Here is a 22,690-nt window from a genome sequence, read left to right on the forward strand (position 1 = left end):
CAGCTGGTTCATCGGGCGCGGCTGCCGCGCCGGCGCTGCGCCTGCTGCTGCTCTTCCTCGGCGGCGCGCTCGGCGCTGGCCGCGGCATAGTCCTTGAGTCGTTCCTGGCGCTCGCGGCGCCGACGCAGCGTGGTCTCGTTGCGCTCGATGAGCTCGAAGATCCGCATCATTGAGCCGTAGACCACGTACACCGGGTGATCGCGGCTGCGCTGCGGTTCCTCCGGGCCGTCCCCGGGGATCCACAGCACGCCGCGGGCGTTCACGCTGGCGGCGATCCGCGCGCAGCGTTGCAGCGCCGGGGTGAAGCCGAGGGTGGCGTGTTCCGGTGGCAGTACGTAGAGCGCGTAGCGGGCTTCGCCGGTCTCCACCAGGATGTTGACCATGCCGGCCGGGGTCTCGACATCGAAGCGGTAGCGATAATCGGGTGCGTTGTCGCCGATCCATGTGCGCAGCTCATCGGAGACGCGTGCCGGGTTGAGCCCCCGGGCGGCGTCGCTGTTGCGGCGGGCGAGGGCGGCACGGCGCTCGCGTTCGCGCTGGAGTTCAGGCAGGGCGGTGCGTACGGCGACGGCCGCCGCCACGGCCGCCGCCCCGAGGATCAGCGGCCAGGCGAAGCTGAGCAGGGTATGGGCCTCTGCAATGATCGGTACCCCGGGCTGGTCGATGAACGTCGGCAGCAGGGCGAGCGCGGCAATCAGCAGGGCCAGGTTCAGCCAGCGGCGCGCCGCCCGCCAGCGCCGAACGGCCGCGGGATTGTCGCGGGTGCGGTGGATGCGGTTGGTGGTGACCTCGCGCAGGGCGAGCAGCAGCACCAGGACCGTGATGGCAAGCAGTATCATCTTCCCTCTGTGCGCGGGCGGCGCCGACGATGGGCAGGTGCCCATGGTAGCGGACCGCGGCCGGCCAGCCGAGCGCTCGGATGCGCATTGCGGGGAACGCGTCAGCCGTTGTTATACTGATGCGGCGAAAGGCGTCAGGGTTACCCCCATTACGCCGCGCAGAGTCTGCGAAAGTGGCGGAATCGGTAGACGCGCCGGGTTTAGGTCCCGGTGGGGTTCGCAGCCCCGTGAGAGTTCGAGTCTCTCCTTTCGCACCAGGCAGTCCGTAGGCCGCGCGGTCCAGGACCGCGCGGCAAGCGCGAAACCGCAATCACCAAACGTTTGGATCCCAAGGACTTCCCGATGCAAGTTTCCGTGGAGACGACCGAAGGCCTGGGCCGGCGCATGACGGTCCAGGTCCCCGCCGAGCGCGTGGAGCAAGAGGTAGAACGCCGGCTGAAAGACCTCAGCGGCCGCGTCAAGATGGACGGCTTCCGGCCCGGTAAGGTGCCGGTGAAGGTCGTTCGCAAGCAGTACGGCGCCCAGGTGCGCAGCGAGGTGCTCAGCGAGGTGGTCCAGCAGACCTACTCCGAGGCCCTCGAGCAGGAGTCGCTGCGCCCGGCCGGCAACCCGCACATCGAGCCCAGGCGTACCGGCGAAGGGGAGGACCTGGAGTACGAGGCCACCTTCGACGTGCTGCCGGAGATCGAGGTTCAGGGCCTCGACCGGATCCGGGTCGAGCGGCCCCAGGTCGAGGTCGCCGACGCCGACCTGGACAACGTCCTCGAGCGGCTGCGCAAGCAGCACGCCGACTACCAGGAGGTGGATCGGGCGGCCCAGGATGAGGACCGTGTGGTCATCGACTTCCACGGCACCATCGACGGCGAGGCGTTCACCGGCAACTCCGCCGAGGACGCTCCGCTGATCCTCGGCGCCGGGCAGCTGCCCGAGGCCTTCGAGCAGGCGCTGCAAGGCGCCCAGGCCGGCCAGGAGCTGACCGTTGAGCACAAGTTCCCGGACGATCTGGCCGAGCCGAGCATCGCAGGCAAGACCGCAGTCTTCCAGGTGACGGTCAAGCGGGTGGAAGAGCCGCAGCTACCCGAGCTCGACGACGACTTCGCGGCCCGTCTGGGCATCCAGGAAGGCGGAGTGGAGGCGCTGCGCGACGCCGTCCGCGGCAACCTCGAGCGCGAGCGAGACCAGGCCGTGCGCCAGCGCCTCAAGCGGCAGGTGCTCGATCAGCTGGCCGATCAGAACGAGCTGGAGCTGCCCAAGAGCCTGATCGATGGCGAGATCGAGGCCCTGCGCCAGCAGTCCGGCGCCACCGCCGAAGGCGAGCTGCCCGAGTCGGAGCGTTCCGCCTACGAAGAGGTGGCGGGCCGCCGCGTGAAGCTGGGCTTGCTGGTCAACGAGCTGGTGCGCAGCCAGGGGATCCAGCTCGACCGCGAGCGGATGATGACCCAGCTGCGCGAGATGGCCGCCAACTCCGGCCAGGATCCGAGCGAGGCCCTGCAGCAGATCGCTCAGGACCGGCAGATGATGCAGGGGCTCGAGGCCTCGGTGATCGAGGAGCAGGTGGTCGACTGGCTGCTCGAGCAGGTGCAGACCGAGGACAAGCCCATGAGCTTCGACGAGCTCATGAACAGCGAGGACGGCGACCAGGCTTCGGCCTGAGTCGCGGCCCCAGGAGGCCAACGGCATGAGCGATACGCAGCAATCCGCCCCCGACGTGTTCAACACCGGCCTGGTGCCGATGGTCGTCGAGCAGTCGGCGCGCGGCGAGCGGGCCTACGACATCTTTTCGCGCCTGCTCAAGGAGCGCGTCATCTTCCTTGTGGGCCCGGTGGAGGACTACCAGGCCAACCTGCTGGTGGCGCAGCTGCTGTTCCTCGAGTCCGAGAACCCGGACAAGGACGTGCACCTGTACATCAACTCGCCGGGCGGATCGGTGACCGCCGGGCTGGCGATCTACGACACCATGCAGTTCATCAAGCCGGACGTGGCCACCCTCTGCGTGGGGCAGGCGGCTAGCATGGGTGCTCTGCTGCTCGCCGCCGGCGCCTCGGGTAAGCGCCACGCCCTGCCCAACTCGCGGATGATGATCCACCAGCCGCTGGGCGGGTTCCAGGGGCAGGCGACGGACATCGACATCCACGCCCGCGAGATCCTCAACATGCGGGATCGTCTCAACACCATCCTGGCCCACCACACCGGGCAGGACATCGATACCATCCGCCAGGACACCGATCGGGACAACTTCATGACCGCCGAGGCGGCCGCGGAGTACGGCCTGATCGACCGGGTCCTGACCAGCCGCGGTGCCTCCGAGTGAGGACCCGCGGGCTGGTTGCGTACCCGCTGAAAAGGGTGCATCGTTGATAACGAATGATTCCAGTGCGCAAACCGAGGCCGTGGCATGACTGATCGAACTCAGAACAAGGGCGAGGACGGCGGCAAGCTGCTGTACTGCTCCTTCTGCGGGAAGAGCCAGCACGAGGTCCGTAAGCTCATCGCCGGGCCATCGGTGTTCATCTGCGACGAGTGTGTCGAGCTCTGCAACGACATCATCCGAGAGGAACTCCAGGAAGGCGCGGCGACGGAGGGGGGCGGTCTGCCCCGGCCCCACGAGATCAACCGCGAGCTCGACCAGTACGTGATCGGCCAGGAGCACGCCAAGAAGGTGCTCTCGGTGGCCGTGTACAACCACTACAAGCGCCTCGAGAGCCGGACCAGCCAGGACGACGTGGAGCTGACCAAGAGCAATATCCTGCTCATCGGCCCCACCGGCTCGGGCAAGACCCTGCTCGCCGAGACCCTGGCTCGGCTGCTCAACGTGCCGTTCACCATCGCCGACGCCACAACGCTGACCGAGGCCGGCTACGTCGGCGAGGACGTCGAGAACATCATCCAGAAGTTGCTGCAAAAATGCGACTACGACGTCGACAAGGCGCAGCACGGCATCGTCTACATCGACGAGATCGACAAGGTTTCGCGCAAGGCCGACAACCCGTCGATCACCCGGGATGTCTCCGGTGAGGGGGTGCAGCAGGCGCTGCTCAAGCTCATCGAGGGGACCACCGCCTCGGTGCCGCCCCAGGGCGGGCGCAAGCACCCGCAGCAGGAGTTCGTCCAGGTCGATACCAGCAACATGCTGTTCATCTGCGGCGGCGCCTTCGCAGGGCTCGACAAGGTCATCCAGGAGCGCTCCGAGCGGGGCGGGATCGGCTTCTCGGCCGAGATCAAGAGCGAGCGGGAGCGGGCCAGCGTGGGCGAGACGCTGCAGACGGTGGAGCCCAGCGATCTGGTCCGCTACGGCCTGATCCCGGAGTTCGTCGGCCGTCTGCCGGTGATCGCGACCCTCAACGAGCTCGACCAGGAGGCCCTGGTGCAGATCCTGCGCGAGCCGAAGAACGCACTGGTCAAGCAGTACCAGAAGCTCTTCGAGATGGAGGGCGTCGAGCTCGACCTGCGCGACGATGCCCTGCGCGCCGTGGCTGACAAAGCCATGGAGCGCAAGACCGGTGCGCGCGGGCTGCGCACGATCATCGAGCAGGTGCTGCTCGAGACCATGTACGAGCTCCCGTCCATGGAGAACGTCAGCAAGGTGGTGGTCGACGAGTCGGTCATCGCCGGCGACAGCGACCCGTACATCGTCTACGCGGGTCCCGAGCACTCCAAGGCGGCGTCCGACGAGTAGGGCGCCGTCACCCGGCGCACCTTGAAACCCGCCCGTATCACCCCCATTCCGAACCCAGAGGAGGGGCGCGCGGCTGCGGCCGCGCGCGTCCCGCCGTTCGCACGCCAATGAGGTTCGCATCCAATGGCTGAGCCAACCGCTCACAACCCCGAATCCCCGCAGACCGTCACCCAGGCGCCGGTTTTGCCGCTGCGCGACGTGGTGGTCTACCCGCACATGGTGATCCCGCTGTTCGTCGGGCGGGAGCGCTCCATCCACGCCCTCGAGGCGGCGATGGAGCAGGACAAGCGCATCTTCCTGATCGCCCAGCGCAGCGCCGAGGTGGACGACCCGGGCGTCGACGAGCTCTACGGCTACGGCACCGTCGCCTCGATCCTGCAGATGCTCAAGCTCCCGGACGGCACCGTGAAGGTGCTGGTAGAGGGCAGCGAGCGGGCGCGCCTGGTCGAGCTGCTCGATAGCAACGAGTATCTCTCGGCCCATCTGGTCACGGTGCCGGAGCCGCAGCCCAGCGACGAGGACCGCGAGCTCGAGGTGGTGGCCCGTTCCGCCACCAACGTTTTCGAGCAGTACGTGAAGCTCAACAAGAAGATCCCGCCGGAGATCCTCTCCTCGCTATCCGGCATTGAAGAGCCGGGACGGCTGGCGGACACCATCGCCGCGCACATGGCGCTGAAGGTTGAGGAGAAGCAGAAGGTCCTCGAGATGGAGGACCCGCGCGAGCGCCTCGAGCATCTGATGGGGCTGATCGAGGGGGAGATCGACATCCTCCAGATCGAGAAGCGCATCCGTGGGCGCGTCAAGCAGCAGATGGAGAAATCCCAGCGGGAGTACTACCTCAACGAGCAGATGAAGGCCATCCAGAAGGAGCTGGGTGAGCTGGAGGACGTGCCCAACGAGGTCGAGGATCTCGAGAACAAGATCGAGCAGGCCGGCATGCCCCAGCAGGCGCTGGACAAGGCGAAGCAGGAGCTGAACAAGCTCAAGATGATGTCGCCGATGTCCGCGGAGGCCACGGTGGTGCGCAACTACCTCGACTGGCTGGTGAGCCTGCCGTGGAAGGACAAGACACGGGTGCGCCACGACCTCAAGCACGCCGCCAAGGTGCTCGACCAGGACCACTACGGGCTCGAGAAGGTCAAGGAGCGCATCCTCGAGTACCTGGCCGTCCAACGCCGGGTGCGTAAGCTCAAGGGTCCGATCCTCTGCCTGGTCGGGCCGCCCGGCGTGGGCAAGACGTCGCTGGGTCAGTCCATCGCCCGGGCGACCAACCGCCGGTTCACTCGCATGTCCCTTGGCGGGGTGCGCGACGAGGCCGAGATCCGCGGCCACCGGCGCACCTATATCGGCTCGTTGCCGGGCAAGATCGTCCAGAACCTGAGTAAGGCCGGCAAGCGCAATCCGCTGTTCCTCCTCGACGAGGTGGACAAGATGGCCATGGACTTCCGGGGCGACCCGTCCTCGGCCCTGCTCGAGGTCCTCGACCCGGAGCAGAACAACAGCTTCAGCGACCACTACCTGGAGGTGGATTTCGACCTCTCGGACGTGATGTTCGTCTGCACGGCGAACACCATGAACATCCCGGCACCGCTGCTCGATCGGATGGAGGTCATCCGTCTGCCGGGTTACACCGAGGAGGAGAAGCTGGCCATCGCGCAGAACTACCTGCTGCCCAAGCAGATGAAGGCCAACGGCCTCAAGAAGGGCGAGTTGGACGTCAAGGAGAGCGCCATCCGTGACGTGATCCGGTACTACACCCGCGAGGCCGGTGTCCGGAACCTGGAGCGGGAACTGGCCACGGTCTGCCGCAAGGTGGTTAAGGACCTGGTCGAGGGCGAGTCGAAGGGGCGCAAGCGCGGCAGTGGCGTGCAGGTGACCCGTCGGAACATCGACAAGCACCTCGGGGTCCGGCGTTACCGTTTCGGCGTAGCCGAGACCGAGGACCGCATCGGCCAGTCCACTGGCCTGGCCTGGACCGAGGTGGGCGGCGAGCTGCTGACCATCGAGGTGGCCGTGGTGCCGGGCAAGGGCCGGGCGACGCAGACGGGCCAGCTCGGCGAGGTCATGAAGGAGTCCATCGATGCGGCCACCACCGTGGTGCGCAGCCGCGCCCGCGCGCTGGGGCTGGATCCGGAGTTCTACACCCGGAACGACTACCACATCCACGTCCCGGAGGGCGCCATCCCCAAGGACGGGCCTTCGGCGGGCACCGGCATGTGTGTCGCCTTGGTCTCGGCGCTGACCAGCATCCCGGTGCGCGCCGGGGTCGGCATGACCGGCGAGATCACCCTGCGCGGCGAGGTGCTGCCCATCGGCGGGCTCAAGGAGAAGCTCCTGGCTGCCTTGCGCGGCGGTATCGACACGGTCCTGATCCCCGCCGAGAACGAGAAGGATCTGGCCGATGTGCCCAAGGACGTGAAGTCGAAGCTCGACATCCGGCCGGTGCGCTGGATCGACGAGGTCCTCGAGGTGGCCTTGACCCGTCAGCCGGAGCCGCTGCCGGCTCCGGAGGGCGAGGACGAGGCCGACGCGGCCAAGCGCGTGGCCGTCGGTGAGGGCGAGGGCGACGCCAAGCGGCCGCACTGAGCTCGTGCCGCCCGTTTGACAGTCCGGAAAAGCCGCTGCTATAACGCCAGCAACTGAGCGGCCTGGGCCGTGACAGGCCCGGGCCGGCGGCGTCGGCGCTGCCAGCAGGGCGATTCAACGGCAACGCTGTGGAAGCACGCTACGCCGTGGTAGGGTTTGGGGGTCCGTAGGGTTGCCGGGCCGCCGTTCGGTGACCCAGGCCCGAAGGGCCAGCCACGCCAGCATCGAGTAAAAAAACCGAAAAGGGGACACGGGGATGAACAAGAGTGAACTCATCGAGGCGGTAGCCGACTCCGCGGATCTTTCCAAGGCCGCGGCCGCGCGCGCCGTCGATGCCATGGTTGAGTCGGTCACCGACGCCCTGCGCGAGGGGGATCAGGTCACCCTGGTGGGTTTCGGCACCTTCACCGTGCGCGATCGGGCCGCCCGCACTGGCCGGAATCCGCGCACCGGCGAGAGCATCAACATCCCGGCGTCGAAGGTCCCGGGTTTCAAGCCTGGCAAAGCGCTCAAGGATGCGATAAACTAAGGGGCTTAGTCGGTTTGGGTGGTTAGCTCAGTTGGGAGAGCGTCGCCCTTACAAGGCGAATGTCGGGGGTTCGAATCCCTCACCACCCACCAGGGGTAGACAAGCGGCAAAAAGTTGTTACAATAATCGACGTAATCACGGAGCGGTAGTTCAGTTGGTTAGAATGCCGGCCTGTCACGCCGGAGGTCGCGGGTTCGAGTCCCGTCCGCTCCGCCAAATCAGAAAGTGGCCCTGACAGCCGCGATAAAAAGGCGCCCATAGTGGCGCCTTTTTTGTATCCTGATCACCCACATGAGCACTCGGCGGAAGACAAGGCATGCTTCAGGCGATTCGTGACGGCATCAAGGGCTGGATTGCGTGGGTCATCATCGGGTTTATCGCCCTGCCGTTCATCTTCATGGGTGGTTACGAATACTTCGGTGGTGGCCGCGAGGACGCGGTGGTCGCCCGCGTCGATGGCGAGGAGATTCCCCGCTCGCAGATCAACCAGGCGGTGGAGCGCCAGCGCGCGCAGCTGCGCGAGATGTTCGGCGGTGATCTTCCCGATGGCGCCTTCGACGCTGCTGCATTGCGCCGCGAGGCCCTGGAGCAGCTCATCGACGAGCGGTTGCTGCACGCCTACGTCGATCGCCAGGGATTGCGGGTTACCGATCAGGAGGTGGCCCAGACCATCCGTAGCCAGGAGATCTTCCACGAGGGCGGGCAGTTCTCCCGGGGTCGATACCAAACCCTGCTTGAGCGCAATCGCATGACGCCGGAGGACTACGAGGAGCTGGTCCGGCGGGATCTTAAGGCTGATCAGTTCCAGCAGGCCGTGTTCGCCAGCAGTATCAGCACCCCCTCCCAGCTGGATCGTCTGGTGCGCCTGCAGGACGAGTCGCGCAGCTTCAGCTACCTCGAGCTCGCCGCCGAGCGCTACATCGACGAGGTTCGTGTCGATGATGCCGAGGTTGAGGCCCATTACGAGGCCAACACCGACGACTACATGGCCCCGGAGGCGGTGCGCCTTGAGTACGTCGAGCTGGGTCCGCTGGCCCTGCGTGATCAGGTCGAAGTGGATGATGATGCGCTCCGCGAGCGCTATGACGAGCGTTACGGCGATGACGAGGACCCGCCGGCCTTCGATGCCGTGCGCGAAGAGCTGCTGGCCGACTACATCCGCGAACAGCACGGCACCGAGTTCATGGAGGCCGGCGATGAGTTCGGCAATATTGCCTTTGAGCAGCCGGACAGCCTGGAACCGCTGGCCGACACCTTCGGCCTGGAGATCCGGAGCAGCGACTGGATCGATCGCGAGGGCGGCGAGGGCATCGGCGAGCTTTCCGGGGTCGTCGAGCAGGCGTTCAGCGAGGATGTGCTGGAGTATGGCTACAACAGCGACCTGATCCGCGCCGACGAGGACCGCTACCTGGTGGTACGGCTCCTGGAACACCGAGAGGCCGAGCCCCGTCCCCTGGAGGAGGTGGCGGATTCCATCCGCGAGGAGATCCGCCAGGAGCGTGCCGCCGAACTTGCCCTGGAGCGGGCGGAGGAGTTGATGACCCGGCTGCGCGATGGTGAGTCGTTGGACGAGCTGGCCGAGGAGCTCGATGTCGAACGCTTCACGGTCGAGGAGGCCTATCGGGACGACCGCAGCCACCCGGCGGCCGTTGTGCGCGAGGCGTTCGCCCTGGAGGAGGGCGGCCATGCCCGGGTGGAGCTGGAGGACGGGGCCGCGGCGCTGCTCCGTCTGGACGGCATCAGCCGCGGCGATCCGGACGGCCTCTCGGCTCAGGAGCGTGAGCAGCTGCAACAACAGCTCCAGCGCATGGCCGGGGACTCCGAGGTGCGGGCGCTGATCCGCGCCCTGCGTGCCGAGGCGGATATCGAGATTGCCCGCGAACGGCTCTAGCGGCGGGCGCGGGGGCTCTATCGCTGGCCCCCTGCGGAAGGAGCGCTGGGCGCGACCGGGAAGAGCGGCTCAGGGGCACGACACGGCGAAATGGAGAGCGCTGGGGTGCCCCTCTTCACCGGGGGCATTGAGCGCGCCGAGCAGCGCAGCCCGAGCGGGGAAAAGCGCCGACGCCCGCCGTCGGCGCTTTTAGCGAGGTTTTGTCCGAGCGAAGCGTCAGCGGAGCGAGTTAAGCGAGCGACCCGATCGGGTGAGCCGCGCAGGGGATCGCGAAGCGGCGCGCTCGTCAGCCCCCGGTGAAGAGGGGCACCCCGTCGCTCGCCGGATGGGGCGACGCCCTCGATGAGCCGCTCTTCCCGGTCGCGCCCAGCGCTCGCCTTGTGGAAGCCCCCATAGCAAAAGGCCCCGCGGCTTGCGCCGCAGGGCCTTCGCGTTCGGCACCTGTTTCAAGCAGGCGCCGCGTCTAAAGCTCCGCGCCCGACAGCGCCACGCAGTGGAAGCCGCCGTCGACGTGGACCACCTCACCGGTGATCCCCGAGGCGAGATCCGAGCACAGGAACGCCCCCACGTGCCCGACCTCCTCGGTCGAGACGTTCTTGCGCAATGGCGAAGCCTGCTCGTTGAAGCTCATCATCTGCTTAAAGCTGCCGATCCCCGAGGCCGCCAGGGTGCGGATCGGGCCGGCCGAGATGGCGTTCACGCGAATGCCCTCCGGACCCAGGTCAGCGGCCATGTAGCGGGTGGTCGCCTCCAGGCTCGCCTTGGCCGCGCCCATGACGTTGTAGTTGGGCAGGGCCCGCTCGCCGCCCAGGTAGGTCAGCGTGATCAGCGAGCCCTGGCGCTGGCGCAGCATCTCGCGGCCGTAGCGGGCCAGGGCCACGAAACTGTACGCCGAGATCTCGTGAGAGGTGCGGAAGCCCTCCCGGGTGGTATTGTCCACGAACGAGCCGGCCAGCTCCTCGCGCGGCGCGAAGGCCACGGCGTGGACGATGCCGTCGATGCCATCGGTCCAGTGCTTGCTAAGCTCAGAGAAGACCGATTCGATCTGCTCGTCGGAGCTGACGTCGCAGGGGAAGACCAGCTCGCTGTCCACCGAGGCGGCGAGCTTGGTGACCCGGTCCTGGAGCTTTTCGTTCTGGTAGGTAAAGGCGAGTTCGGCGCCTTGCTGGTGCATCGCCTCGGCAATGCCCCAGGCGATGGAGCGGTCACTGGCGACACCGACCACGAGGATGCGCTTGTTCTGCAGGAATCCCATATCTGCTCTCCGGCAACTGTTGCTTGCGTGCGCGTGCCCAGGGGCGAAACGCCGGAGATGATAACATGACCGGCATGCACGCCTTCCCCCGTCCCAGCGGCCGCGCCTGGCCCCGCCTGGCGCGTTGGCTGCTGGGCACGGCCTGCCTGCTGGCCGCGGTGCAGCTGCCGGCCATCGTCGGGGCAGCGCCGGGCTCGTCGGGGGTGCACGGCCTGGCGCTGCACGGTGAGCCCAAGTACCCGCCGGATTTCTCGCACTTTGACTACGTCAACCCGGACGCGCCCAAGGGCGGGACCGTCATCCGCGAGGCCCGCGGCAGTTACGACAGCCTCAACGGCTATATCCTGCGCGGCACCAGGCCGCCGGGTCTGGGGCTGGTGGTGGATACGCTGATGGCTCACGCCGAGGACGAGCCGTTCTCCGTCTACGGGCTCATCGCCGAGCGTGTCGAGGTGGGCGAGGATGATGCCTGGGTGGAGTTTCATCTGCGCGAAGAGGCGCAGTTCCACGACGGGGAGCCGATCACCGCCGAGGACGTGGTCTATAGTTTCGAACTACTGCGTGAGCACGGTCACCCCCGGCTGCGCTCCTACTACCGCCATGTGGAGTCGGCCGAGGCGCTGGATCGGCACCGGGTGCGCTTCGAGTTCGCCCACGCCGGCAATCGCGAGCTGCCGCTGATCATGGGTGAGCTGCCGGTGCTGCCGCAGCACTACTGGGAGGATCGGGACTTCAGCCGGACCACCATGCAGCCGCCCCTGGGCAGCGGCCCGTACCGCATCGCCGAGGCCCGCCCCGGGCGCAGCATCACCTATGAGCGCGTGACCGACTACTGGGCCGAGGACCTGCCGGTGCGCCGCGGTCGGTTCAATTTCGATCGTCTGCGCTACGACTTCTACCGGGATGCCACCGTCGCCCTCGAGGCCTTTCGGGCCGGGGAGTTCGATCTGCGCGAGGAGAACACCGCACGGCACTGGGCGACGGGGTACGAGACTTCCGCGCGTCGCGACGGCCGCATGGTGCTCGAGGAGATCGAGCACCGCCGCCCGGCGGGCATGCAGGGGTTCGTCTTCAACACCCGCCGCCCGGTCTTCGAGGACCGCGAAGTGCGCCGGGCCCTCGGCTACGCCTTCGATTTCGAGTGGACCAATCGGCAGCTCTTCCACTCGGCCTATACCCGCACGGCCAGCTATTTCGAGAACTCCGAGCTGGCTGCGCGTGGCGCGCCCAGTGAAGCCGAGCGGGCGATCCTCGAGCCCTATCGCGACGAGCTCCCCGAGGCGGTTTTCGAGCCGTACCAGCCGTCGGTGACCGACGGCTCCGGGTGGAATCGCGACAACCTTCTGCGCGCGCTGCGCATCCTCGAGCAGGCTGGATGGTCGGTGGGGGAGGACGGCATCCTCCGTCACCAGGACAGTGGCCGGCCGCTGGCCTTCGAGCTTCTGTTGGTCAACCCTAGTTTCGAGCGGGTGGCCCTGCCGTTCGTCCAGAACCTGCGGCGCATCGGGGTGCTGGCCCGGGTGCGCACCGTGGACACCACGCAGTATCAGTACCGGCTGGATAACTTCGAGTTCGATATGGCCGTTGTGGTCCTGCCGCAGTCGCCCTCGCCGGGCAACGAGCAGGCGATGTACTGGAGCTCGGCGGCCGCCGAGCAGCCGGGTAGTCGGAACTACGCCGGTGTGCGCGACCCGGTGGTCGATGAGCTGGTCGAGCGGCTGGTCACCGCCGAGGGGCGCGATGAGCTGGTGCACCGGACCCGTGCCCTGGACCGGGTCCTGCTGGCCGGTCATTACGTCATCCCCAACTGGCACACTCCGGTGCACCGGGTCGCCTACTGGGACAAGTTCGGGCGGCCGGAGATCGCCCCCGACTACGGCCTGGGTTTCGACACCTGGTGGGTCGATCCGCAAAGGGAGCAGCGACTGCGCGAGGCCAACGGCCCGCGTTCGGTCCGATAGCCGATGGGGACCATGCCGGCCTACATCCTGCGCCGCCTGTTGCTGATGATCCCGACCCTGCTCGGGGTCATGGTCATCAACTTTCTGATTGTCCAGGCCGCCCCGGGTGGGCCCATCGAGCGGATCAGTGCCGAGCTGGCCGGCACCGGGGTCGAGGCCACCGCGCGGGTGGGCGGCTCCGGGGGCGAGGTGGGCGCCGCCTTCGCCGAGGCCGGCGGTGGCTACCGCGGCGCCCACGGCATGGATCCGGAGCTGCTCGCCGAGCTCGAGCGGCAGTTCGGCTTCGATCTGCCCGCCCATGAGCGTTTTCTCACCATGATGGGCAATTATCTCACCCTCGATTTCGGCGATAGCTTCTACCGCGACCAGTCCGTCCTGGAGCTGATCGTCGAGGCGCTGCCGGTGTCGATCTCCCTGGGGCTGTGGACCCTGCTGCTGGTCTATCTCATCTCCATCCCGCTCGGGGTCCGCAAGGCGGTGCGCGACGGCTCGCCGTTCGATGTCTGGACTTCGGCGCTGGTGATCGTCGGCTATGCCGTGCCCGGCTTCCTGTTCGCGATCCTGCTGATCATCCTCTTCGCCGGCGGCACCTACCTGGATCTCTTCCCTCTGCGTGGGCTGGTCTCCGAGGGGTGGGCGGAGCTGTCCTGGCCTATGCGCATCCTCGACTACCTGCACCACATCGCGCTGCCGGTGCTGGCCATGGTCATCGGCGGCTTCGCCGGTCTGACCATGCTCACCAAGAACTCCTTCCTGGAAGAGATCCACAAGCAGTACGTGGTGACCGCCCGGGCCAAGGGAGTGACCGAGCGCCGGGTGCTCTACGGACACGTCTTTCGCAACGCCATGCTCATCGTCATCGCCGGCTTCCCGGCAGCCTTCGTCTCGACGCTTTTCACCGGCGCACTGCTCATCGAGGTGATCTTCTCGCTGGAGGGGCTCGGGCTGCTCGGTTTCGAGGCCGCCGTGGACCGGGATTACCCGGTCATGTTCGGGACGCTGTTCATCTTCACCGTGCTCGGACTGGTGCTGAATCTCGTCGGCGACCTGATGTACGTCGCCGTCGATCCGCGCATCGATTTCGAGACCCGGGAGGTCTGAGCCGGTGCTCGGGTCGCTGTCGCCGATCAATCAGCGTCGCCTGGCCCGCTTTCGCGCCAATCGCCGGGGGTGGTGGGCGCTGTGGATCTTCGTCGGGCTGTTCGTGCTCAGCCTCTTCGCCGAGCTCATCGCCAATGACCGGCCGCTGGTGGTCTGGTTCGAGGGCAGCCTCCACTTTCCGGTGGTCGAGTCGATCCCCGAGACCACCTTCGGCGGTGAGTTGCCCACCGAGACGGTCTATCGCGACCCCCATGTGCAGGAGTTGATCGAGGCGGGGGGCTGGGCGCTGTGGCCGCCGATCCGCTTCAGCTATGACACGGTGCACTTCGGCCTGGCAGAGCCGGCCCCGGCGCCGCCTTCGGCGGAGAACTGGCTCGGTACCGACGACATGGGGCGCGACGTGGCGGCGCGCATCCTCTACGGCTTCCGCATCTCGGTGGTCTTTGCCCTGCTGCTGACCGTGGCCAGCTCGGTGATCGGGGTGGTGGTGGCGGCGCTGCAGGGGTACTTCGGGGGCAAGACGGATCTGTTTGGTCAGCGCATCGTGGAGATCTGGTCCGGTCTCCCGGCGCTCTACATCATCATCATCGCCTCGGCGTTGATCGAGCCGAGCTTCTGGTGGCTGCTGTTCATCCTGCTGCTGTTCCAGTGGGTCAGCCTGGTGGGGGTGGTGCGCGCCGAGGTGCTGCGCGCTCGCAACCTGGAGTACGTCAAGGCGGCGCGGGCCCTGGGGGCCGGGCACCTGCGGGTGTTGTTCCGCCATGTGCTGCCCAACGCCATGGTGGCCACGCTGACCTTCCTGCCGTTCATCATGAACGGCTCAATCACCACGCTGACCTCGCTGGATTTCCTCGGCTTCGGTCTGCCGCCCGGGTCGCCGTCGCTCGGCGAGTTGCTGCAACAGGGCAAGGACAATCTGCACGCCCCCTGGCTGGGTATCTCGGCCTTTGTCAGCCTGGCGCTGCTGCTCTCGTTGCTGATCTTTGTCGGCGAGGCGGCCCGCGACGCCTTCGACCCGCGCAGGGCGCAGGAGGCCGGGCGTGGCTGAACCGCTGCTGAGCATCCGCGGTCTGCAGGTGGCCTTCGGCGATGGCGCGCCGGCGGTGCGCGGCGTGGATCTGGATATTGCCGCGGGCGAGAGCGTGGGGCTGGTCGGGGAGAGCGGCTCGGGCAAGTCGGTCACCGCCCACTCGGTGCTGCAGCTCCTGCCCTATCCATGGGCGCGGCACCCGGCCGGCTCGATCCGCTTTCGTGGCCGCGAGCTGCTCGGCGCCCCCGAGCCGGTGCTGCGCGAGCACCGCGGCGGGCGCATCGGCATGATCTTCCAGGAGCCGATGAGCTCCCTCAATCCGCTGCACACGGTGGAGAAGCAGATCCGCGAGACGCTGCTCGTCCACCGCGGTCTGGATCGGGTGGCGGCCCGAAGGCGGGTGAGGGGGCTGCTTGAGCAGGTCCAGCTCCCCGATCCGCAGCGGCTGCTCAGCGCCTATCCGCATCAGCTCTCCGGCGGGCAGCGTCAGCGCGTGATGATCGCCATGGCGCTAGCCAACGAGCCGGATCTGCTCATCGCCGACGAGCCCACCACCGCCCTCGACGTGACCGTGCAGGCGCAGATCCTCAGCCTGCTCGCCGACCTGAAGGCGCGGCTGGGCATGGCCCTGCTGTTCATCACCCACGATCTGGACGTGATCCGCCTGGTGGCTGACCGGGTCTGTGTCATGCGCCAGGGCGAGATCGTCGAACGGGGCGAGGTGCAGCGTCTGTTCAGCCGACCCGAGCATCCGTACACCCGGCAGTTGCTCGCGGCCCGGCCCGCCGGCGAGCCGGTGGCAACGGACGCCCAGGCGCCGGTGCTCCTCCACGGGGCGGGGATCCGTGTGCACTTCCCGGTGCGCGGCGGTCTGCTGCGCCGGCCGGTGGATTGGGTGCGAGCCGTCGATGGCATCGACATCACCCTGCGTGCCGGGCAGACCGTGGCCGTGGTCGGGGAGAGTGGTTCAGGCAAGTCGACCCTGGGCCTGGCGCTGTTGCGGCTTGAGCGCAGCAGTGGCTCGATCCGTTTCCGCGGTGATGAACTCCAGGGGCGCACGGCGCGGCAGCTGCGCCCCTACCGCAGCGCCCTGCAGATCGTCTTCCAGGATCCGTACGGCAGCCTGTCGCCGCGCATGGCCGTGGCCGATATCGTCGGCGAGGGGCTCGACCTGCACCATCCACTTCTGAGTCGTGAACAGCGCAGTGCGCGGATCGTGCGTGTGCTCGAGGAGGTGGGCCTCGACCCGGAGACCTGCCACCGCTACCCCCACGAGTTCTCCGGCGGCCAGCGCCAGCGGATCGCCATCGCCCGGGCGCTGATCCTCGAGCCGCAGGTCGTGGTGCTCGATGAGCCCACCTCAGCGCTGGATGTCTCGGTGCAGGCCCAGATCATCGACCTGCTCCGCGACCTGCAACGTCGCCGCGGCCTCGCCTACCTCTTTATCAGTCACGACCTCCAGGTCGTCCGCGCCCTGGCTCATGAGGTCCTGGTCATGCAGGCCGGCCGAGTGGTTGAGCGCGGGCCAGCAGAGGCGGTCTTCGCCGCTCCGCAGGACCCTTATACCCGGGCCCTGATGGCCGCCGCCTTTCTCTCCTCCTGAGCGATCCCGCCGCCGGGGCTCCGCGCCCTTTGACATAGTTTCAAATATGCGCATACCATCGTATTCAAGAACGTTGATACATTTTCGAGTCGCTGGATACGCAACCTGACAACGCAAAGGAGGGAGCATGCTTCATCGACTGCCCAGAGACCTCGGGGAGAACTACTCCCCACTGTATTGGCTCGCTGCCCTGGGCGCCGGGGGGCTGACCGTATCGTTTTTCATGTGGCTGATGTTCTGGGTGCCCTACGAGGGCATGGTGCCCTTCTTCGAGGATATCGTGGCGGCGCTGGGCAGCGGTCACGCCGGCCTGCAAACGGCCATCGTACTGGCCTGGGCCGGCATCCTGGCCATGGCCTTCATCCATTTTCGTCTGCTGTTCTGGAACATCCGCGAGCATCGGCGGTTCCTGCAGACCGACGCCTACCGCAACAACATGCGCGGCAACCGCACCGAGGTGCAGCTGCTGGCCGCGCCGCTGACCGTGGCGATGACCATCAATGTCGGCTTCGTGCTCGGCATGGTCTTTGTCCCGGGGCTGTCGGCCATCGTGGAGTGGCTCTTCCCCGCGGCCATGGTCGCCTTCCTGATCGTCGGCGGCTGGGCTCTGCGCCAGCTCGGCGACTTTTGGGGCCGGGTGCTCACCGAGAGCGACTGCGACTGCGCCGCCGACAACAGCCTGGCCCAGGCCCTGCCTGCCTTCGCGCTGTCGATGGTCGGCGTGGGGCTGGCCGCGCCGGCGGGGATGAGCAGCGTGCCGGCGACAGCGGCGTTCAGTCTGGCGCTGTCGAGCTTCTTCCTGGTCGCCGCGGTGCTCACCGGCGCTGTCATGCTGGTCCTCGGCGTGCGCGCGATGATGGAGCAGAACGCCAATCCGATCAGCGCGCCGAGCCTGTGGATCGGGGTCCCGGTGCTGACGATCATCGGCATCACCCTGGTGCGTCAGACGGCGGGCATCGAGGCCCACTTCGGCGCCGAGGCCGGTGGCATCCAGACCCTGGGACTGCTCACCTACTTCCTGGCGGCTCAGGTCGCGCTGCTGCTGCTGGGCTGGGTGGTGCTGCGCCGCTTCAACTACTTCGGCCGCTTCGTGATCGGCCCCGAGCGTTCCGCCGGCTCCTACACCCTGGTCTGCCCCGGTGTGGCGCTGGCGGTGATGATCCACTTCTTCACCAACCTGGGCCTGGTCCAGCACGGCGTCATCGAGGCCTACGGCGTCGCCTACTGGGTGCTGACGGCCATCGCCCTGACGGTGCAGGCGGTCACGCTCTGGCTGGTCTTCCAACTCAATCGCAAGCATTTCCGGGTGGATGCCGGTGCCGGGCAGCGTCTTCGCACCTCCGCGGCCGGTTCATCGTCCTGAGGCCCTCAAGTCTGTCCTGCATCCGACGACAACAGGGGTGTAGGCAGAAGTGGGACCTGGAACCCGGCACGTAGGTTGCAAGTCCCACGCATATCCGGAAACGCTCCGTGCCACAAGCCCCTTGAGCGCGGATGGCGCGGAGCGGGCGCCGGAACCGGATGGCCGCAACCGGCAATGGAGTGCCGGATAGGCGGGTAGAGAGCCCGGCCCGAGTGATACGAAACGCAGGAGGTAGTGATGTCTGCAGTAGGAGGAGTTGGCGGAGGGGCGCCGAGCATGCCGCCGCCGTCCCAGGGCGCCGGTGGTGACGACCCCTTCGAGGGTGAGGAGATGGAGGGCGCTGGCGGCTCCGAGTTCGGTGGTGAAGCCGCTGGCGGCTCGGAAACAGTGGACATCTCCTCGATCGCCGGGGGCGAGGACGTGGGCACCAGCACCGAGTCCTTTGAGGACGACGGTGGTGCCGCCAGTTACGACGCCTCGGGTGGCGTCGACGATCTGGACGCCGGTGGCGAGATCGACGCCATGGTTTGACCTTCCCAGGGGGGCAGCGGCTCACGGGCCGTTGCCCCGTCCGTTATAATCCCCGCCTTCGGACCGCCTTTCCAGCGCGGTCATCCTGTCCCAGCCAATGCGGGGAACGCCCAATGTCTGCGGTAATCGCCCTGGTCGGGCGGCCGAACGTCGGCAAATCGACCCTGTTCAACCGGCTCACCGGCAGCCGGGACGCCCTCGTGGCCGACCACCCCGGCCTGACCCGGGACCGGCAGTACGGCGTCGTGCGCCATCGCGGCAGTCACGCCGTGGTGGTCGATACCGGTGGGATGGGCGAGGAGCTCGAGGGAGTGGGCGGCTGCATGCACGAGCAGGCCCGCGCCGCCATCGCCGGGGCCGACGCCGTGGTCTTCCTGGTCGACGGGCGGGCCGGTAGCACCGTCGGGGATGAAGAGATCGCCGCCGAGCTGCGGCGGGCGCAGGTGCCGGTGTTCCTGGCGGTGAACAAGACCGACGGCCTCGAGGCCGGGGTGGCCGCCGCCGATTTTCACGGCCTCGGCCTGCAGCCGGTTCACAGCATCGCCGCCACGCGCGGGCGCGGCGTCGGCGAGCTGCTCGACGCCTTGTTCGCCGCGCTCCCGCCCGCCGAGCCGGACGAGGGGGAGGTCGCCGCCGGGCACGGCATCCCGGTGGCGCTGATCGGCCGGCCCAACGTGGGCAAGTCCACCTTGGTCAATCGGCTCCTCGGCGAGGAGCGGGTGGTGGTCTACGACGAGCCGGGCACTACCCGCGACAGCATCGCCGTGCCGTTCGAGCGCGACGGGCAGCACTACACTCTGATCGATACCGCCGGCGTGCGGCGCCGGGCGCGGGTCCAGGAGACCGTCGAGAAGTTCAGCGTGGTCAAGACGCTGGAGGCCATCGAGCGGGCCTCGGTGGTGGTGCTGGTGACCGATGCCCAAGAGGGGATCACCGAGCAGGACGCCCACCTGGCCGGGCATGTCCTGCAGGCCGGACGGGCCCTGGTGCTGGTTATCAACAAGTGGGACGGTCTCGATCCCGATCAGCGCCGCAAGGTGCGCCGGGATCTCGATCTGCGTTTCGGTTTCCTCGGCTTTGCCCGCCACCACTTCGTCTCGGCCCTGCACGGCAGTGGCGTGGGGCTGCTGCTGGAGTCGGTGGACCGGGCCCATGCGGCCGCCCACCGGGATCTGGCCACCCCGGAACTCAACGAGGCCCTGCAGGAGGCGCTCGCCAACCACCAGCCGCCGCTCTCCCGCGGGCGGCGGATCAAGCTGCGTTACGCCCACCAGGGCGGGCATAACCCGCCGGTGATCGTCGTCCACGGCAACCAGGTGCAGCGGCTGCCGCGGGCCTACATGCGGTACCTGGAGAACTTCTTCCGCGACGCCTTCGACCTGTACGGCACGCCGGTGCGCATCGAGTGCCGGGCCAGCGAGAACCCCTTCGCCGACAAGCCCAACCAGCTCACCGAGCGTCAGCGCCGCCGGCGCCAGCGGGTCATCCACCACGCCAAGAAGCGCGAGAAGAAGCGCAAGCGCCGGCGCTAGCCGGGCGGTTCAGGTGCGGACCAGCACCACCGAGACGTTGTCCGGCCCGCCGGCATCGAGGGCGGCTTCGATCAGATCCCCGGCGCGCTGGGACAGCGAGCGGTCCTCCTCGGCCAGGATGGCACCGATCGCCGCGTCCTCCAGAGGTTCGGTCAGGCCGTCGGAACAGAGCAGGAACAGATCCCCGGGGTCGCGCGGCAGGCGGGTGACGTCGGGCTCGGCCCAAGTCACCGCGCCGAGCGCGCGCTCGAGGACGTTGCGTTCCGGCGAGCGGCGCCCCTCGGCCTCGGTCATCGCCCCCGTCTCGACCGCGCGCTGAACCGGCGTGTGGTCCCGGGTGAGCCGCTCCAGGCGGCCGTCCCGGAAGCGGTAGATGCGGGAGTCGCCCACATGGGCCAGGGCCACTTCGTCGGGGGCCGCGCAGAGCAGGGCGAGGGTGGTGCCCATGCCCTCGTAGCGGCGGTCGCGCTCGGTATAGGAGAGCACGGCGCGGTTGGCCAGCTGGACCAGATCCGCCGGCTCTCCGCCGGACTCCAGCCAGGTGTGGTCACTGCCGTGGTGGGTGCGGGCGATGCGGATCACCGCCTCCACCGCCAGCCGCGCCGCCTCGGCCCCGTAGGGCAGCCCGCCCATGCCGTCGGCGAGCACCGCGACGCCGGCGCCCTCGTCCCAGTCGATGCGGTCCTCGTTGCGAGGTCGCTGGTGGCCGCGGTGGGTCTCGCCGGCGATCTCCATGGTTCCACGCCTCCTGTTGCAGGGTTGCCAAAGGTTTGAGGCCATCCTAGCCCGCAGAGCGTGCTGCGGGAACCTGTGCCGTGTTTGATATATGTTTAGGCGTATATGACAATGGCTGCCGATCCCGAACTGACAGCCGTCCATCATGCTTGAACTCTTCGCTCATCTCGCCACCTTGATCGTCCACGACCTGCTGGGCATCGAGGCCGGCACGCCGTTCGGCGATGCCGCGCACTTCTTCGTTGAGAGCACGGCGAAGATCTTCGCCCTGCTGGCGGTGCTGATCTACGTCATTGCTCTGGCCCGGGCGTCGCTGAACGTCGAGCGGGTCCGCGCCTTCCTGGCCGGGCGCAATCGCGTCCTCGGCTACTTCCTGGGCTCGACGTTCGGAGCCGTGACCCCGTTCTGCTCCTGCTCGAGCGTGCCGGTGTTCATCGGCTTCACCACGGCGCGGATCCCTATCGGGGTGACCATGGCCTTCCTGATCACCTCGCCGATGATCAACGAAGTGGCCGTGGTGTTGCTCTGGGGGCTGCTGGGCTGGGAGCTGACCCTGATCTACATCGCCGTCGGTTTTCTGATCGGCATGCTCGGCGGGGCGTTTCTCGACGCCATTCGCGCGGAGCGCTACCTGCAACCGTTCCTGGCCAAGGCCTATGCCGAGGGCAGTGCGCCGGCTGACGGCGCTGCCGGTGCGACGCGGCTGACCCTGCGCCAGCGCCACGACTTTGCCCGGCGCGAGGTGGGGGAGATCTTCGCGCGGGTCTGGAAGTGGGTCCTGATCGGTGTCGGCCTCGGGGCGGCGCTTTACGGCTTCGTCCCCGAGGGCTGGATCGAGGAGCACCTGGGTGCCGGTCACTGGTGGCAGGTGCCTGCGGCGGTGCTGGTCGCCATTCCGCTGTACACCAACATCACGGGTGTGGTGCCGGTGATGGAGAGCCTGATTATCCAGGGGCTGCCCATCGGCACCACCCTGGCTTTCTGCATGAGCACCGTCGCTGCGAGCTTTCCGGAGTTCGTGCTGCTCAAGCAGGTGATGCAGTGGCGGTTGCTGGCGATCTTCTTCGTCCTGCTGCTGTTCGCCTTCACCCTGGCGGGGTGGCTGCTCAATGCCGTGGAGCCGCTACTATTTGCCGGGGTGTGAGGACGGCGGCAGGCCGTTACCATGAACGATGCATAGGAGGAACGGATCCCATGACCATCATTAAGGTGCTGGGCAGTGGCTGCGCCAAGTGCAACAACACCGCCGAGCGGATCGAGCAGATGGCTGCTGATCTGGGTGTGGCCGCAGAGGTACACAAGGAGACGGGGCCGGAGGCCCTGATCCAGTACGGCGTCATGTCGACACCGGCCGTGGTGGTGGACGAGCGGCTGGTCCACAGCGGGTCGGTTCCTGAACCCGAGCAGATCAAGGAGTGGCTGCAGTGAGTCTTTTGATTTTTGTCGCGTTTCTCGGCGCCTGCATGGCGGCGGCCGCCACCGGGGCCATGTTCGGTCCCGGGCGTTGGTATGAGGAGCTGGACAAGCCCACCTGGACGCCGCCGAACTGGCTGTTCCCGGTGGCGTGGACGGTGCTCTACCTGGCCATTGCCGTGGCCGCCTGGCGGGTGGCCCTGTCCGGCTCCGAGGTCCTGGCCCTCGGTCTGGCCCTGTGGGCGCTGCAGATCGCTCTGAACACGCTGTGGACGCCGGTTTTCTTCGGTCTGCAGCAGCTCTTCGGCGGCTTGGTGGTGCTTGGGGCGCTGTGGGTCTCGGTGCTGCTGACCACGGCGGCGTTCCTGGCCGCGGACTGGCTGGCCGGGCTGCTGTTCATCCCCTATCTGGCCTGGGTCAGCTTTGCGGGCGCCCTCAACTACGACATCTGGCGACGCAACGGCGATGCCCCCTCGGCCGGCACGACGGAGCAGGGCGGCGCCTAAGCCGCTCGTCGGGGCCCTTTTACCGGGGCCCCGGCGGCCGTCTGCCGAGACCGCCTGCGCCCCTGGCCGGGGGGGTATCGGGCCGCTGGGTTGCCGTTGAGCGTGCCGAGCAGCGCAGTCCTTCTGCCGAGACGGTTCG

19 protein-coding genes and 3 tRNA genes are annotated in these 22,690 nt (G+C 67.7%); 19 read left to right on the forward strand and 3 right to left on the reverse strand.

Translation table 11 applies throughout. The features are described from left to right. Positions 1-8 precede the first annotated feature (8 nt). On the reverse strand, positions 9-839 hold the full coding sequence (locus LRA98_RS09480; RefSeq protein WP_238633838.1) for a hypothetical protein: 831 nt from the start codon (positions 837-839) through the stop codon (positions 9-11). 167 nt (positions 840-1,006) lie between these two features. Here LRA98_RS09480 and LRA98_RS09485 point away from each other — a divergent pair. From LRA98_RS09485 to LRA98_RS09525, 9 genes are all read left to right on the forward strand, one after another. Beyond that, positions 1,007-1,096 (forward strand) — tRNA-Leu (locus LRA98_RS09485). Positions 1,097-1,181: 85 nt separating this feature from the next. Continuing rightward, positions 1,182-2,492 carry a trigger factor gene (gene tig / locus LRA98_RS09490; protein WP_238633840.1) on the forward strand — a complete coding sequence of 437 codons (1,311 nt, stop codon included), beginning with the start codon at positions 1,182-1,184 and terminating at the stop codon, positions 2,490-2,492. A 25-nt stretch (positions 2,493-2,517) separates the two neighbouring features. Next, on the forward strand, positions 2,518-3,150 hold the full coding sequence (gene clpP, locus LRA98_RS09495; RefSeq protein WP_238633842.1) for an ATP-dependent Clp endopeptidase proteolytic subunit ClpP: 633 nt from the start codon (positions 2,518-2,520) through the stop codon (positions 3,148-3,150). Between the two features lie 84 nt (positions 3,151-3,234). Continuing rightward, on the forward strand, positions 3,235-4,515 hold the full coding sequence (gene clpX, locus LRA98_RS09500) for an ATP-dependent Clp protease ATP-binding subunit ClpX (RefSeq protein WP_201168783.1): 1,281 nt from the start codon (positions 3,235-3,237) through the stop codon (positions 4,513-4,515). Between the two features lie 123 nt (positions 4,516-4,638). After that, positions 4,639-7,101 carry an endopeptidase La gene (lon, locus tag LRA98_RS09505; protein ID WP_201168780.1) on the forward strand — a complete coding sequence of 821 codons (2,463 nt, stop codon included), beginning with the start codon at positions 4,639-4,641 and terminating at the stop codon, positions 7,099-7,101. A 256-nt stretch (positions 7,102-7,357) separates the two neighbouring features. After that, positions 7,358-7,630, forward strand: a complete 273-nt coding sequence (locus LRA98_RS09510; protein WP_201168777.1) for an HU family DNA-binding protein — start codon at positions 7,358-7,360, stop codon at positions 7,628-7,630. 16 nt (positions 7,631-7,646) lie between these two features. Then, a tRNA-Val gene (locus tag LRA98_RS09515) sits at positions 7,647-7,722 on the forward strand. A 47-nt stretch (positions 7,723-7,769) separates the two neighbouring features. Further along, positions 7,770-7,846, forward strand: a tRNA-Asp gene (locus LRA98_RS09520). A 100-nt stretch (positions 7,847-7,946) separates the two neighbouring features. Then, entirely contained in the window at positions 7,947-9,521 is a 1,575-nt protein-coding gene (locus LRA98_RS09525; RefSeq protein ID WP_238633844.1) for a peptidylprolyl isomerase, read from the forward strand. Between the two features lie 463 nt (positions 9,522-9,984). Here LRA98_RS09525 and LRA98_RS09530 read toward each other — a convergent pair whose 3' ends face one another. Further along, positions 9,985-10,776 carry an enoyl-ACP reductase FabI gene (locus tag LRA98_RS09530; protein WP_201168772.1) on the reverse strand — a complete coding sequence of 264 codons (792 nt, stop codon included), beginning with the start codon at positions 10,774-10,776 and terminating at the stop codon, positions 9,985-9,987. A 65-nt stretch (positions 10,777-10,841) separates the two neighbouring features. On the opposite strand from LRA98_RS09530, the gene LRA98_RS09535 reads away from it, so the two are divergent. From LRA98_RS09535 to der, 7 genes are all read left to right on the forward strand, one after another. Beyond that, positions 10,842-12,737, forward strand: coding sequence for an extracellular solute-binding protein (locus tag LRA98_RS09535; RefSeq protein ID WP_238633845.1), 1,896 nt, complete (start codon positions 10,842-10,844; stop codon positions 12,735-12,737). A gap of 12 nt (positions 12,738-12,749) precedes the next feature. Beyond that, a complete protein-coding gene (locus tag LRA98_RS09540) occupies positions 12,750-13,838 on the forward strand; it encodes a microcin C ABC transporter permease YejB (protein ID WP_238633847.1) in 1,089 nt (362 codons plus the stop codon). Positions 13,839-13,842: 4 nt separating this feature from the next. Then, complete coding sequence (locus LRA98_RS09545; protein ID WP_238633849.1) at positions 13,843-14,886, forward strand: ABC transporter permease; 1,044 nt, start codon at positions 13,843-13,845, stop codon at positions 14,884-14,886. After that, a complete protein-coding gene (locus LRA98_RS09550; RefSeq protein WP_238633851.1) occupies positions 14,879-16,471 on the forward strand; it encodes an ABC transporter ATP-binding protein in 1,593 nt (530 codons plus the stop codon). Before LRA98_RS09545 ends, LRA98_RS09550 begins: the two co-directional genes overlap by 8 nt. 127 nt (positions 16,472-16,598) lie before the next feature. Beyond that, a complete protein-coding gene (locus tag LRA98_RS09555; RefSeq protein WP_238633852.1) occupies positions 16,599-17,834 on the forward strand; it encodes a TsoY family (seleno)protein in 1,236 nt (411 codons plus the stop codon). 237 nt (positions 17,835-18,071) lie between these two features. Then, positions 18,072-18,365 (forward strand): hypothetical protein, encoded by a 294-nt coding sequence (locus LRA98_RS09560; RefSeq protein ID WP_238633854.1) that lies wholly within the window; start codon positions 18,072-18,074, stop codon positions 18,363-18,365. 113 nt (positions 18,366-18,478) lie between these two features. After that, positions 18,479-19,897: a ribosome biogenesis GTPase Der gene (der, locus tag LRA98_RS09565; protein ID WP_238633856.1), complete on the forward strand. Its 1,419-nt coding sequence runs from the start codon at positions 18,479-18,481 to the stop codon at positions 19,895-19,897. Between the two features lie 9 nt (positions 19,898-19,906). Here der and LRA98_RS09570 read toward each other — a convergent pair whose 3' ends face one another. After that, positions 19,907-20,632, reverse strand: a complete 726-nt coding sequence (locus tag LRA98_RS09570; protein WP_201168757.1) for a PP2C family protein-serine/threonine phosphatase — start codon at positions 20,630-20,632, stop codon at positions 19,907-19,909. A 145-nt stretch (positions 20,633-20,777) separates the two neighbouring features. On the opposite strand from LRA98_RS09570, the gene LRA98_RS09575 reads away from it, so the two are divergent. From LRA98_RS09575 to tspO, 3 genes are read left to right on the forward strand one after another with little or no spacing between them, the layout of a single operon-like run. After that, complete coding sequence (locus LRA98_RS09575) at positions 20,778-21,776, forward strand: permease (protein WP_201241371.1); 999 nt, start codon at positions 20,778-20,780, stop codon at positions 21,774-21,776. A 50-nt stretch (positions 21,777-21,826) separates the two neighbouring features. Then, the gene (locus tag LRA98_RS09580) at positions 21,827-22,060 is read left to right on the forward strand and encodes a thioredoxin family protein (RefSeq protein WP_201168753.1); all 234 of its coding nucleotides are present in this window, start codon (positions 21,827-21,829) and stop codon (positions 22,058-22,060) included. Then, the gene (gene tspO / locus LRA98_RS09585) at positions 22,057-22,551 is read left to right on the forward strand and encodes a tryptophan-rich sensory protein TspO (protein WP_201168751.1); all 495 of its coding nucleotides are present in this window, start codon (positions 22,057-22,059) and stop codon (positions 22,549-22,551) included. The genes LRA98_RS09580 and tspO overlap by 4 nt, the downstream gene beginning before the upstream one ends. Positions 22,552-22,690 lie beyond the last annotated feature (139 nt).

The organism is Halorhodospira sp. M38, from assembly GCF_022227985.1.
In the GTDB taxonomy this organism is placed as follows: Bacteria; Pseudomonadota; Gammaproteobacteria; order Nitrococcales; family Halorhodospiraceae; genus Halorhodospira; species Halorhodospira halophila_A.

What these genes read in the sequence shown, in the direction of transcription:
- LRA98_RS09480 (WP_238633838.1), bottom strand. Translation starts at nt 839, where the DNA reads ATGATACTGCTTGCCATCACGGTCCTGGTGCTGCTGCTCGCCCTGCGC.
- tig (WP_238633840.1), top strand. Translation starts at nt 1,182, where the DNA reads ATGCAAGTTTCCGTGGAGACGACCGAAGGCCTGGGCCGGCGCATGACG.
- clpP (WP_238633842.1), top strand. Translation starts at nt 2,518, where the DNA reads ATGAGCGATACGCAGCAATCCGCCCCCGACGTGTTCAACACCGGCCTG.
- clpX (WP_201168783.1), top strand. Translation starts at nt 3,235, where the DNA reads ATGACTGATCGAACTCAGAACAAGGGCGAGGACGGCGGCAAGCTGCTG.
- lon (WP_201168780.1), top strand. Translation starts at nt 4,639, where the DNA reads ATGGCTGAGCCAACCGCTCACAACCCCGAATCCCCGCAGACCGTCACC.
- LRA98_RS09510 (WP_201168777.1), top strand. Translation starts at nt 7,358, where the DNA reads ATGAACAAGAGTGAACTCATCGAGGCGGTAGCCGACTCCGCGGATCTT.
- LRA98_RS09525 (WP_238633844.1), top strand. Translation starts at nt 7,947, where the DNA reads ATGCTTCAGGCGATTCGTGACGGCATCAAGGGCTGGATTGCGTGGGTC.
- LRA98_RS09530 (WP_201168772.1), bottom strand. Translation starts at nt 10,776, where the DNA reads ATGGGATTCCTGCAGAACAAGCGCATCCTCGTGGTCGGTGTCGCCAGT.
- LRA98_RS09535 (WP_238633845.1), top strand. Translation starts at nt 10,842, where the DNA reads ATGACCGGCATGCACGCCTTCCCCCGTCCCAGCGGCCGCGCCTGGCCC.
- LRA98_RS09540 (WP_238633847.1), top strand. Translation starts at nt 12,750, where the DNA reads ATGCCGGCCTACATCCTGCGCCGCCTGTTGCTGATGATCCCGACCCTG.
- LRA98_RS09555 (WP_238633852.1), top strand. Translation starts at nt 16,599, where the DNA reads ATGCTTCATCGACTGCCCAGAGACCTCGGGGAGAACTACTCCCCACTG.
- LRA98_RS09560 (WP_238633854.1), top strand. Translation starts at nt 18,072, where the DNA reads ATGTCTGCAGTAGGAGGAGTTGGCGGAGGGGCGCCGAGCATGCCGCCG.
- der (WP_238633856.1), top strand. Translation starts at nt 18,479, where the DNA reads ATGTCTGCGGTAATCGCCCTGGTCGGGCGGCCGAACGTCGGCAAATCG.
- LRA98_RS09570 (WP_201168757.1), bottom strand. Translation starts at nt 20,632, where the DNA reads ATGGAGATCGCCGGCGAGACCCACCGCGGCCACCAGCGACCTCGCAAC.
- LRA98_RS09575 (WP_201241371.1), top strand. Translation starts at nt 20,778, where the DNA reads ATGCTTGAACTCTTCGCTCATCTCGCCACCTTGATCGTCCACGACCTG.
- LRA98_RS09580 (WP_201168753.1), top strand. Translation starts at nt 21,827, where the DNA reads ATGACCATCATTAAGGTGCTGGGCAGTGGCTGCGCCAAGTGCAACAAC.